Below are 12,261 nucleotides of genomic sequence, written 5' to 3'. Positions count from 1 at the left end.
GGGGTCCAGGATGGGCAGCGCACCGATGTCGCTCCACGGCTTCGTGGCCGTACGGGGACGCGGCTACCGCCCCGATCAGGTGAACGCCTTCGCGGACGCCCTCTCCGACGGCCGGGACGCCGCCTGGGAACGGGCCGCGCGGCTGACCGTCCTGGCCAGGACCATGGAGGAGGAACTCGCGCCCCTGCGGGAGAAGCTCACCGGGCTCGGCGAGCAGTCCTACGAGTCGCTGGGCGAGGGCGCCCGGCGACTGTACGAACTGGGGCTGGAGGAGGCGCGGACGGTCCGGGAGCGGGCGCGGCAGGAGGGGGACGAACTCCTCGAGGCGGCGCGGACGTATGCCGACGGCGCGCTCCAGGACGCGCGGGCGTACGCCGACGCCGTACACGCCGAGGCCGACGAGTGGGCCCGGCTGCGGCTCCTCGCGGCCCAGGCGGAGGCCGAGGACATCCGGATCTCGGTGCGGCGCGAGGTGAAGGAGTCGCGCGGCGAGGCGCTGGCGGCGCTGCGGGAGACGCGGCAGCGCGCGTCCGGGATGCTCACCGAGCAGTCCCGCGAGCAGGCGGACGCGCTGGTGGACGCGGAGCACGAGGTGGCGGAGCGTCAGGCCGGACTGGAGGTGCGGCACACCGAACGGGTGGCGGCCGCCGAGACGGCGCTGTCCGAGGCGGAACAGGCCCTCGTCGACGCGCGGGAGGCGGCGCGGCGGGACCCGGAGGAGGCGCGCGTGCGGGCGGCGGAGACGCTGGCCGAGGCCCGGTTGCGGGCCGACCGGATCGCCCTTGAGACCGAGCAGGTGCTGCGCGAGCACGGCGAGGTCTGGGACGCCGTACGGACCCAGATGGAAACCGTGCAGGACAGCATCACGGCCCTGGAGGAAGGAGCCTGGGCCGAGTAGAGCCCCGCGGCCGACAGCCCTACTCCTTCAGTACGGGGAAGCGGCGCGGCGCCAGCACCAGCAGCACCATGAACGCCAGCGCCGCCGCGCACCCCGCGCCCAAGTACACCGCGTGGACCGCGTCCGCGATGGCCCGCCGGGTGGCCTCGGGGGCCGTTCCCGAACTCAGCGCCCTCGTCACCGAGTCCAGGTCGCCCGCGCCGCCGAGGCGCGTGGCCGGCACCCCGTTGGCGACCGCGCCGAAGACGGAGGCGCGGCAACCTGCCGTGTCGCGGGTTCGGTGCCGCCCACTCCGGGTCCTTTCCCTCTGCATCCATCTGCCGCCGGACAGCTTCCCACTCCGCCCTCCCGTGGCGGGAGGGCGGAGGCCGAGGGGCCGTGCGGCGGAGGCGACCCTGAGAACGGCTCCTCCCGAGGACGGAGGCCCCCTAGGGGAAGCTCCGTACCCGGGGTCGGGGAGCGGTCGTACCGACGGAGGACGAGCGGGGACCGGGCCGGTCCTTAACCTGGTCTTACGTCGCGGGGGGCGGTACGCCACAGCGGCGGGGGTGGGGTTTTCCCCCGGAGAAGACTGCGCTGAGCACCAGCGCGCCGGACACCCCCCGTCGAGCAGACTCATCGGCGTACCGAGACGCACGACGTACACACCCACTTCGCACGTGACGCAGCACCGGACGCTTCACCACCGGACCGACATAGGAGACTTGACGTGACAACGGCTGTGACCATTCCCAGGCACGGGGGTACTGGAGGGACTACGGCCGTCGCCGCGCGGGCGCGGCAGGTCGTGAAGGCGTACGGGGCCGGGGAGACCCGGGTCGTCGCCCTCGACCACGTCGACGTCGACATCGCCCGCGGCCGGTTCACCGCGATCATGGGGCCCTCGGGCTCCGGCAAGTCCACGCTGATGCACTGCCTCGCCGGACTCGACACCGTGACGAGCGGACAGATCTACCTGGACGAGACCGAGATCACCGGGCTGAAGGACAAGAAGCTCACGCAGCTGCGCCGGGACCGGATCGGTTTCATCTTCCAGGCGTTCAACCTGCTGCCCACGCTGAACGCGCTGGAGAACATCACCCTGCCCATGGACATCGCCGGCCGCAAGCCGGACGGGAAGTGGCTGGAGCAGGTGGTGGAGACCGTCGGTCTCGCGGGGCGGCTCAAGCACCGGCCCAACCAGCTCTCCGGCGGCCAGCAGCAGCGCGTCGCCGTGGCCCGGGCCCTGGCCGCCCGGCCCGAGATCATCTTCGGTGACGAGCCGACCGGCAACCTGGACTCCCGCGCGGGCGCCGAGGTGCTGGGCTTCCTGCGCCGGTCCGTGGACGACCTGGGCCAGACGATCGTGATGGTCACGCACGACCCGGTGGCCGCCTCCCACGCCGACCGCGTGCTGTACCTCGCCGACGGCCGGATCGTCGACGAGATGCAGCAGCCGACGGCCGATCAGGTCCTGGACCGCATGAAGGACTTCGACGCCCGGGGGCGTACGTCATGACCGTCCTGAAGACCTCCCTGCGCAACTTCTTCGCGCACAAGGGCCGCATGGCGCTGTCGGCCGTGGCGGTGCTGCTGTCGGTGGCCTTCGTGTGCGGCACGCTGGTTTTCACCGACACCATGAACACGACGTTCGACAAGCTGTTCCAGGCGACGTCCTCGGACGTCACGGTCAGCACCAAGGCCTCGTCCGACACCGGTGAGACCACCTCCCGCACCGGCAAGCCGCCGGTCCTGCCGGCCTCCGTGCTCGGCGAGGTGCGCCGGGCCCAGGGCGTGCGGGCGGCCGAGGGAACGGTGTTCTCCACCTCCGTGACCGTCGTCGACGCCGACAAGGACAAGCTGTCGCCCAGCAGCGGCGCGCCCACCATCGTCGGCAACTGGAACAACAACGACTCCCGCACCATGAAGATCACCTCCGGTGCGGCGCCCAAGGGCCCGGACCAGGTGATAGTCGACGCCGACACCGCCGGCAAGCACCACCTGAAGCTCGGTGACGAGATCGGTCTGATCACCGCGGTCGGCACCCATCGCGCGCACGTGTCCGGCATCGCCGCCTTCACCGTCACCAACCCCGGCGCGGCGATCTTCTACCTGGACACCCCGACCGCCCAGCGGACCCTGGTCGGCCGGACCGGTGTGTACACGAACGTCAACGTCACCGCCGCCAAGGGCGTCACCGACGAGCAGCTGAAGAAGAACGTGTCCGCCGCGCTCGGCGCCGGCTACAAGGTGCAGACGGCCAAGGAGGTCGCCGACGCCAACCAGAAGGACATCGAGAGCTTCCTGAACGTGATGAAGTACGGGATGCTCGGCTTCGCCGGAATCGCCTTCCTCGTCGGCATCTTCCTGATCATCAACACCTTCTCGATGCTGGTCGCCCAGCGCACCCGGGAGATCGGCCTGATGCGCGCCATCGGCTCCTCCCGCCGCCAGGTCAACCGGTCCGTGCTGGTCGAGGCGCTGCTGCTGGGCGTAATCGGCTCCGTGCTCGGCGTCGGGGCGGGCGTCGGCATCGCGGTCGCCCTGATGAAGATCATGGGTCAGGCGGGCATGAACCTGTCCACCGACGACCTCACGGTCGCCTGGACCACCCCCGTCATCGGCCTGGTCCTCGGCGTCGTCGTCACCGTCCTCGCCGCCTACCTGCCCGCCCGGCGGGCCGGCAAGATCTCCCCGATGGCCGCCCTGCGCGACGCGGGCACCCCGGCCGACGGCAGGGCCGGGACGATCCGTGCCGTCGTCGGCCTGGTCCTCACCGGCGCCGGCGCCGCGAGCCTGTACGCCGCCGCCGAGGCCACGAAGGCCACTCAGGGCTCGGCATGGCTGGGTCTGGGCGTGGTGCTCACCCTGATCGGGCTCGTCGTCGTCGGCCCGCTGCTCGTGGGCGGCCTGGTCCGCGTCCTCAGCGTGGTCCTGCTGCGGATCTTCGGCCCGGTCGGGCGGATGGCCGAGCGCAACGCGCTGCGCAACCCGCGCCGCACCGGCGCCACCGGCGCCGCGCTGATGATCGGCCTCGCCCTGGTGGCCTGCCTGTCGGTGGTCGGCTCCTCGATGGTGGCCTCCGCCACCGACCAGCTCGACAAGACCGTCGGCACGGACTTCATCATCCAGAGCGACAACGGCGAGGTCATCACCCCGCAGGCGGTGAAGGCCGTGAAGGACGCCCCGGGGCTGGAGCGGGTCACCGAGTACAAGCTCGTGGACGTCTCCCTGACCACGCCGGACGGCGGTACGTCCAAGAACGAGATGATCAACGCGGCCGACCCGACCTACGCCCAGGACCTGCGCACCAAGACGGTCTCCGGCACGCTCGCCGACGCCTACGGGCCCGACTCGATGTCCGTCCCCGAGGGCTTCGCCAAGAAGCACGGCATCAAGCAGGGGTCCACGGTCGAGGTCGGGTTCAAGGGCGGCAGGACGGCCGCGCTCACGGTCCGCGCGATCACCAGCGACGACGGCTTGATCGACAACGGCGCGATGTACGTCTCGATCGCCACGGTCGGAAAGTACCTGCCCGCCGACCGGATGCCGCTCGACCTGCTGCTCTTCGCCACAGCCAAGGACGGGCAGGAGACCGCCGCGTACCAGGCGCTCAAGTCCGCGCTGCACGACTACCCGCAGTACACCGTCCGCGACCAGACCGACTACAAGAAGGAGCTGGAGAACCAGATCGGCCAGCTGCTCGACATGGTCTACGCACTGCTCGCCCTGGCGATCATCGTCGCCGTCCTGGGCGTGGTGAACACTCTGGCGCTGTCGGTGGTCGAGCGGACGAGGGAGATCGGCCTGATGCGGGCGATCGGCCTCTCCCGCCGCCAGCTGCGCCGCATGATCCGCCTGGAGTCCGTGGTGATCGCCCTGTTCGGCGCGCTGCTCGGCCTGGGGCTCGGCATGGGCTGGGGCGCGACCGCCCAGAAGCTCCTCGCCCTGGAGGGCCTGAAGGTCCTGGAGATCCCCTGGGTCACGATCATCGTGGTCTTCGTCGGCTCGGCCTTCGTGGGCCTGTTCGCCGCCCTGGTCCCGGCCTTCCGGGCCGGCCGGATGAACGTCCTGAACGCGATCGCGACCGACTAGCGAGCGCGGCGTGACCCCTCCGCGGACGGGGGCCACGGAGACGCCCGGTGCCGGGAAGTCAGGGGGACTTCCCGGCACCGGGCTTGTGCCGCAAGGGGCGGCGGGGGCGCGAGCGGGGTTGTCCACAGCCTCCGCGGGCCGACTGCCCGGCGGCGTACGCTGAAGGAATCCCCGGCCCGCCGCACGAGTCGGGTCCTTCGCGTTGCCCACCCTCGGACGGATTCGGACGGAAAGCCCCCCATGAGCCTGCACGGTCTGCTCGACGCCGTCGTCAAGGACCCCGCCCTCGCGGAAGCGATCACCGCGGCGGCGGACGGCAACCGCATGCACCTGGACCTCGTCGGTCCCCCCGCCGCCCGGCCCTTCGCCGTCGCCGCGCTGGCCCGTGAGTCCGCCCGTCCCGTGCTCGCGGTGACGGCGACCGGCCGCGAGGCCGAGGACCTGGTCGCGGCCCTGCGCTCGCTGCTGCCGGCCGAGGGCGCCGTGGAGTACCCGTCCTGGGAGACCCTGCCGCACGAGCGGCTCAGCCCGCGCAGCGACACCGTCGGCCGCCGCCTGGCCGTGCTGCGCCGCCTGGCCCACCCGAGCCCCGACGATCCGGAGACCGGACCGGTCTCCGTCGTCGTCGCCCCCGTGCGCTCGGTGCTCCAGCCGCAGGTCAAGGGGCTGGGCGACCTGGTGCCGGTAGCCCTGCGGGCGGGGCGGACCGCCGACCTGAACAGCGTGGTGGACGCCCTCGCCGCCGCCGCGTACTCCCGCGTGGAGCTGGTGGAGAAGCGTGGCGAGTTCGCCGTGCGCGGCGGCATCCTCGACGTTTTCCCGCCCACCGAGGAACACCCCCTGCGCGTCGAGTTCTGGGGCGACGACGTCGAGGAGATCCGGTACTTCAAGGTCGCCGACCAGCGCTCCCTGGAGGTCGCCGAGCACGGACTGTGGGCCCCGCCCTGCCGTGAACTGCTGCTCACCGAGGACGTACGCGCGCGTGCGCGGGCCCTCGCCGAGCGGCATCCGGAGCTCGGCGAGCTGCTGGGCAGGATCGCCGAGGGCATCGCGGTGGAGGGCATGGAGTCCCTGGCGCCGGTCCTGGTCGACGACATGGAGCTGCTGCTCGACGTGCTGCCCAAGGGCGCCATGACCGTGGTGTGCGACCCCGAGCGGGTGCGCACGCGCGCGGCGGACCTGGTGGCGACCTCCCAGGAGTTCCTCCAGGCGTCCTGGGCGGCCTCGGCCGGCGGGGGCGAGGCGCCCATCGACCTCGGCGCGGCCTCCCTCTGGTCGATCGCGGACGTCCGGGACCGGGCGCGCGAGCTGGACATGATGTGGTGGTCGGTGTCGCCGTTCGCCGCGGACGAGACGGCGTACGAGGGGGACGGGGACGCGCTCAAGCTGGGCATGCACGCGCCCGAGACCTACCGAGGCGACATCGCCAAGGCGCTCGCCGACACCAAGGGCTGGCTCGCGGACGGCTGGCGCGCGGTGTACGTCACCGAGGGCCACGGTCCGGCCTCGCGCACCGCCGAGGTGCTGGGCGGGGAGGGCATCGCGGCCCGCCTCGACGTGGACCTCGGCGGGCTGTCCCCGTCGGTCGTGCACGTGGCCTGCGGCGGCATCGACCACGGCTTCGTCGACGCCGCCCTGAAGCTGGCCGTGCTCACCGAGACCGACCTGACCGGCCAGAAGACGGCCGCCCGTGACGGTGCGCGGATGCCGGTGAGGCGGCGCAAGACCATCGACCCGCTGACTCTGGAGACGGGCGACTACATCGTCCACGAGCAGCACGGCGTGGGCCGCTACATCGAGATGGTGCAGCGCACGGTGCAGGGCGCGACCCGCGAGTACCTGGTGGTGGAGTACGCCCCGGCCAAGCGCGGCCAGCCCGGCGACCGCCTGTACATCCCCACCGACCAGCTCGAACAGATCACCAAGTACGTCGGCGGCGAGGCGCCCACCCTGCACCGGCTCGGCGGCGCCGACTGGACGAAGACCAAGGCCCGGGCGAAGAAGGCGGTCAAGGAGATCGCCGCCGACCTGATCAGGCTCTACAGTGCGCGGATGGCGGCGCCCGGGCACGCCTTCGGCTCGGACACGCCGTGGCAGCGCGAGCTGGAGGACGCCTTCCCGTACGCGGAGACCCCGGACCAGCTCACCACGATCGCCGAGGTCAAGGAGGACATGGAGAAGTCGGTCCCGATGGACCGTCTGATCTGCGGCGACGTCGGCTACGGCAAGACGGAGATCGCGGTCCGCGCCGCCTTCAAGGCCGTCCAGGACGGCAAGCAGGTCGCGGTCCTGGTCCCGACGACGCTGCTGGTGCAGCAGCACTTCGGCACGTTCTCCGAGCGGTACGCGCAGTTCCCGGTGAACGTCAGAGCGCTCTCCCGCTTCCAGACCGACACCGAGGCCAAGACGGTCCTGGAGGGTCTCGGGGACGGCGCGGTGGACATCGTCATCGGCACCCACCGCCTGTTCTCCTCGCAGACGAAGTTCAAGGACCTCGGCCTGGTCATCGTCGACGAGGAGCAGCGCTTCGGCGTCGAGCACAAGGAGCAGCTGAAGAAGCTCCGCGCGAACGTCGACGTCCTGACGATGTCGGCGACCCCGATCCCGCGCACGCTGGAGATGGCGGTGACCGGCATCCGGGAGATGTCGACGATCACCACGCCGCCCGAGGAGCGGCACCCGGTGCTGACGTTCGTCGGGCCGTACGAGGAGAAGCAGATCGGCGCGGCGATCCGCCGCGAACTGCTGCGCGAGGGCCAGGTCTTCTACATCCACAACCGGGTGGAGTCCATCGACCGCGCCACGGCCCGGCTGCGGGAGATCGTCCCCGAGGCGCGCATCGCCACCGCCCACGGCCAGATGTCGGAGGCGGCCCTCGAACAGGTCGTCGTCGACTTCTGGGAGAAGAAGTTCGACGTGCTGGTCTCGACGACCATCGTCGAGTCCGGCATCGACATCTCCAACGCCAACACCCTGATCGTGGAGCGCGGCGACAACTTCGGCCTGTCCCAGCTCCACCAGCTGCGCGGCCGGGTGGGCCGTGGCCGCGAGCGCGGCTACGCCTACTTCCTGTACCCGCCGGAGAAGCCGCTGACGGAGACGGCCCACGAGCGCCTGGCGACCATCGCGCAGCACACCGAGATGGGCGCGGGCATGTACGTGGCGATGAAGGACCTGGAGATCCGCGGCGCCGGAAACCTGCTGGGCGGCGAGCAGTCCGGGCACATCGCGGGCGTCGGCTTCGACCTCTACGTCCGCATGGTCGGCGAGGCGGTCGCGGACTACCGGCGGCAGCTGGAGACGGGGGAGATCCAGGAGGAGCCGCCGCTCGAGGTCAAGATCGAGCTGCCGGTCGACGCGCACGTCCCGCACGACTACGCGCCCGGCGAGCGGCTGCGCCTCCAGGCCTACCGGTCCATCGCCTCCGCCGACTCCGAGGAGGACATCAAGGCCGTCCGCGAGGAACTCACCGACCGCTACGGCAAGTTGCCCGAACCGGTGGAGAACCTGCTGCTGGTGGCCGGGCTGCGCATGCTCGCCCGCGCCTGCGGCGTCGGCGAGATCGTGCTCCAGGGCAACAACATCCGCTTCGCCCCGGTGGAACTGCGCGAGTCGCAGGAGCTGCGCGTCAAGCGCCTCTACCCGGGCTCGGTGATCAAGCCGGCCGTCCACCAGGTCCTCGTGCCCCGGCCCAAGACCGCGAAGATCGGCGGCAAGCCACTGGTCGGCCGTGAACTGCTGGGCTGGGTGGGGGAGTTCCTGGCGTCCATCCTGGGGTCGTAGCCCGCGCGCTCTTGGGGCCGCGGTGGGTACGCGGCCCGCGCGTTCGCGCCCCGTGACCCCCGTACCCCCGTGTGGCCTGCGCATACTGCCCCGCTACGGTGGGCAGCAGGTGAAGGACGCCCGAACCATGGGCGGAACCAGGCAGGTTAGGGGAGGGGCGCAGCGTGACGCGTCTGAGGGGCGGGGCGGTTGCGGCTGCCGTCGTGGCACTGTTGGCGACCGGATGCACGGAGCAGCTGGACGGGGGTGCGAGCGGACCCGAGCCGGCGAAGACCGGCGGTGAGGCGCTCGCCGCCGCCGAGTCACTGACCGTCAAGGGGCGTTCGCCGAAGACCGGTTACGTCCGGGAGAAGTTCGGCACCGCCTGGGCGGACACCGACTCCAACGGCTGCCCCACCCGCGACGACATCCTCAAACGGGACCTGAAGCAGGTGCGGTTCACCGACGGCAAGTGCAAGGTGTCGTACGGCGTGCTGGAGCGGGACCCGTACTCCGACAAGGAGATCGTCTACCGGCGTGGGCGCAGCCTGGTCGACATAGACCATGTCGTCGCCCTCTCGGACGCCTGGCAGAAGGGCGCCGCGTACTGGGACGCGAGCAAGCGCATAGCGCTGGCCAACGACCCGCTCAACCTGATAGCCGTGGACGCGAGCGCCAACCGCTCCAAGGGCGACGGCGACGCGGCGACGTGGCTGCCGCCCGCCAAGGGCTACCGGTGCACGTACGTCGCCGCGCAGGTCGCCGTGAAGAAGAAGTACCAACTGTGGGTCACCGGGGCCGAGAAGGCCGCGATGAAGAAGGTCCTGGCCACCTGTCCCGGCCAGAAGCTCCCCTCGGGCGGCAACCCGACGAAGGCACCCGAGCGCTTCCACGCCCGCTGACCGCGGCGGGCGCCGCCGCCGGGGCCGCCGCGGCCTGTTCGGGCGGCGCGGAGGCGGGCGGGGACGGGCGACGACAACGGTTCGGTACATCCCAGGCCGGTTGTCCGGGTTGACCGATACTCTCGGAACACGCTCGGATCACCCTCGGTTCCGCACCGTACGCACCGTACCCGCAGGCGCCCCACCGGGGCCTCGCCACTAGGAGCAGTCATGCACGGCCCCGGCTACGCGCCGCCGCAGCCTCCGCGCCCCTCGACCGCGCTGGTGGTCGGCCTCAGGGTGCTGTTCGTGGCCCTGTCGCTGCTGAGCGTCGGCTTCCTGGCCTGGGGCACGATGCTGCGCGTCGCCTGCATGACCCGAGCCCGGCGCGACTGGGTCCTGTTCGTCCTGTCGCTCGTCGTCCTGTTCACGGCCTGTGTGTTCATCGGCGTCGGCGGCACCGGCAAGGAGGGCGACCCGCAGACCTGGCACAGCGACGTCGGCGCAGCGCTGTTCCTGCTGTCCGCGTTCGGCAGCGTCGGCTACTTCCTGTACCGGGACCTCCGTCACCACGAGGCCCCCCTGACCGGTCGGGTCGCCCACGGTCCCGCGGCCGCCACCGTGGCGTACGGCTACCCGCCGTCCCCCGCCCCGCAGAGTTACGGCCCGCCGCCCGCCCCGTACGGCCTGCAGCCCGCGCCCTACTCCCCGCCGCGGCCGGGCCCGTACGCGCCGCCGCAGCCCGCCTCCTACCCGTCCGCGCCGAACCCGGCGCCCGTGCCCGCTCGCGACGCGGTGCCCGGGCAGCCGCAGCGTCCCGCACCCGCCCGGATCGATCAGGTCCGCGCCGAACTGGACGAGCTGAGCGACTTCCTGCGCGGCCAGGACACCGGGCCCGGTCAGGGCGGGCAGTCCGGTCACGGGGGCCAGTTCGGCCATGGTGGCCGGCCCGGCCAGGGCGGTGCCGCCGGCGGCGGTGACATCGGGTTCACCACGAGCTGGGGCCCGGAGGACGGCCGGTGACCGCACGCGTCATCGCCGGACGCTACGAACTGTCCACGCTCATCGGACAAGGCGGCATGGGCCAGGTGTGGACGGCCTACGACCAGCGGCTCGACCGTCGCGTCGCCGTCAAACTGGTGCGCCCCGACAAGGTCGCGGGGTCCCACAGCCAGGACGCCGCCGACCTGCGCCGCCGCTTCGTCCGCGAATGCCGCGTCACCGCGCGGGTCGACCACCCCGGCCTGGTCACCGTGCACGACGCGGGCAGCGAGGCCGAGAACCTGTACCTCGTCATGCAGTACGTCGACGGCGCGGACCTCGCCGACCACCTCGCCGAGAACGAGCCGTACCCCTGGCAGTGGGCGGTCGCCGTCGCCGCCCAGCTGTGCGCCGTGCTCTCCGCCGTGCACGCCGTACCGATCGTCCACCGCGACCTCAAACCGAGGAACGTGATGGTGAAGCCGGACGGCACCGTCACCGTCCTCGACCTCGGCGTCGCCTCCGTCCTCAACACCGAGACCACCCGCCTCACCCGCACCGGCTCACCCGTCGGCAGCCCCGCCTACATGGCCCCCGAACAGGCGATGGGCGGCGCCGTCGGCCCCTACACCGACCTGTACGCGCTCGGCGTCGTGCTGCACGAACTCCTCAGCGGGCACGTCCCGTTCGCCGCCTCCACCGCGGTCGGCGTGCTGCACCGCCATCTCCACGAGCCGCCGGTGCCCGTGCGCCGGCTGCGCCCCGAGGTCCCCGAAGCCCTCGAATCCCTCGTGCTGCGGCTGCTCGCCAAGGACCCCCAGCACAGACCGGCCAGTGCCCAGGCGGTGTACGAGGACCTGCTGCCGCTGCTGCCTCCGCGCGGCCCGCACAACGGCGGCCCCCTCGACCCCACCCGTCCCTTCCTGCGCCCGCACGCCCCCTGGCCCGACCGCGCCTTCACCCCGGCGCCGCGCCCCGTGCCCCGCGCCGAACCGTCCACCGCCGGGTCGGGCGGCCTCCGCGACGTCGCCACCGCCGTCGACGAGGTCAAGCGGCTGCTCGGCGAGGGCCGCGTCACCCAGGCCGTCGACATCCTCGGCGCGATCCTCCCGGCCGCCGCCGCCCAGCACGGCGAGCACTCCCCGGTGGTGCGCACCCTGCGCAAGCAGTACGCGGCCACGCTGATGGACGACGGCCAGTACCGGCGCGCCCTGCCCGAACTGCGGCGCCTGGCCGGCGAACGGGCCACCGAGGCGGGCCCCGCCGACCCGCAGTCCCTCCGGTTCCGCCACGACGCGGCGCAGTGCCTCGAACAGCTCGGGGAACCGGCCGCGGCGCTCGCCGAGTACCGGGCCCTGCTGCCCTACTTCGAGAACCGGCTCGCGGAGAACCCGTACACGGCCGCGGACCCCGACCTGCCCTTCGAGATCCGCCGCCGGATCGGGCACCTGCTGCTCGCCCAGGGCGACCGGACCGCCGCCCACGACACCCTGCTGCGCCTGCTGCACGACGCGGAGCGCCGCCACGGCCCGGGACACCCGCTCCCGGGCGAGGTCCGGCGGACCCTGCAGTGGCTGGGGCAGATGCACGGCTGACCCGTGCGGGCCCGAAAGCCATCCATAAAGGGGGCGACTCCTCACGAAAGAGGTCGGCCCCTCGCGGAGG

7 protein-coding genes and 1 pseudogene are annotated in these 12,261 nt (G+C 72.3%); 7 read left to right on the top strand and 1 reads right to left on the bottom strand.

All coding sequences use genetic code 11. The annotated features are described in order from the left end of the window. Positions 1 to 10 precede the first annotated feature (10 nt). Positions 11 to 898: a cellulose-binding protein gene (locus CG719_RS25650; protein ID WP_100571046.1), complete on the top strand. Its 888-nt coding sequence runs from the start codon at positions 11 to 13 to the stop codon at positions 896 to 898. A 19-nt stretch (positions 899 to 917) separates the two neighbouring features. Here the strand turns inward: CG719_RS25650 and CG719_RS25645 are convergent. Beyond that, positions 918 to 1,151, bottom strand: a pseudogene (locus tag CG719_RS25645) (MFS transporter); the annotation flags it as partial. Between the two features lie 456 nt (positions 1,152 to 1,607). Between CG719_RS25645 and CG719_RS25640 the strand changes: the two are divergent. The 6 genes from CG719_RS25640 to CG719_RS25615 all read left to right on the top strand — a co-directional run bounded on the left by CG719_RS25640 (position 1,608) and on the right by CG719_RS25615 (position 12,191). Then, positions 1,608 to 2,396, top strand: coding sequence for an ABC transporter ATP-binding protein (locus CG719_RS25640; protein WP_100571045.1), 789 nt, complete (start codon positions 1,608 to 1,610; stop codon positions 2,394 to 2,396). After that, positions 2,393 to 4,972: an ABC transporter permease gene (locus CG719_RS25635; RefSeq protein WP_100571044.1), complete on the top strand. Its 2,580-nt coding sequence runs from the start codon at positions 2,393 to 2,395 to the stop codon at positions 4,970 to 4,972. Before CG719_RS25640 ends, CG719_RS25635 begins: the two co-directional genes overlap by 4 nt. A 240-nt stretch (positions 4,973 to 5,212) precedes the next feature. Next, positions 5,213 to 8,755, top strand: coding sequence for a transcription-repair coupling factor (gene mfd, locus CG719_RS25630; RefSeq protein ID WP_100571043.1), 3,543 nt, complete (start codon positions 5,213 to 5,215; stop codon positions 8,753 to 8,755). A gap of 164 nt (positions 8,756 to 8,919) precedes the next feature. Beyond that, a complete protein-coding gene (locus CG719_RS25625; RefSeq protein ID WP_100571042.1) occupies positions 8,920 to 9,636 on the top strand; it encodes an HNH endonuclease family protein in 717 nt (238 codons plus the stop codon). 210 nt (positions 9,637 to 9,846) lie between these two features. Then, positions 9,847 to 10,638 carry a hypothetical protein gene (locus CG719_RS25620; RefSeq protein ID WP_234375757.1) on the top strand — a complete coding sequence of 264 codons (792 nt, stop codon included), beginning with the start codon at positions 9,847 to 9,849 and terminating at the stop codon, positions 10,636 to 10,638. Beyond that, complete coding sequence (locus tag CG719_RS25615; RefSeq protein ID WP_100571041.1) at positions 10,635 to 12,191, top strand: serine/threonine-protein kinase; 1,557 nt, start codon at positions 10,635 to 10,637, stop codon at positions 12,189 to 12,191. Before CG719_RS25620 ends, CG719_RS25615 begins: the two co-directional genes overlap by 4 nt. Positions 12,192 to 12,261: the final 70 nt, after the last annotated feature.

It is taken from the genome of Streptomyces sp. CB01373 (genome assembly GCF_002803075.1).
In the GTDB taxonomy this organism is placed as follows: Bacteria; Actinomycetota; Actinomycetes; order Streptomycetales; family Streptomycetaceae; genus Streptomyces.
The sequence above is the reverse complement of the archived record's forward strand: the minus strand, read 5'-3'. Positions and strand labels throughout refer to the sequence as shown.

What these genes read in the sequence shown, in the direction of transcription:
- CG719_RS25635 (WP_100571044.1), top strand. Translation starts at nt 2,393, where the DNA reads ATGACCGTCCTGAAGACCTCCCTGCGCAACTTCTTCGCGCACAAGGGC.
- mfd (WP_100571043.1), top strand. Translation starts at nt 5,213, where the DNA reads ATGAGCCTGCACGGTCTGCTCGACGCCGTCGTCAAGGACCCCGCCCTC.
- CG719_RS25650 (WP_100571046.1), top strand. Translation starts at nt 11, where the DNA reads ATGGGCAGCGCACCGATGTCGCTCCACGGCTTCGTGGCCGTACGGGGA.
- CG719_RS25620 (WP_234375757.1), top strand. Translation starts at nt 9,847, where the DNA reads ATGCACGGCCCCGGCTACGCGCCGCCGCAGCCTCCGCGCCCCTCGACC.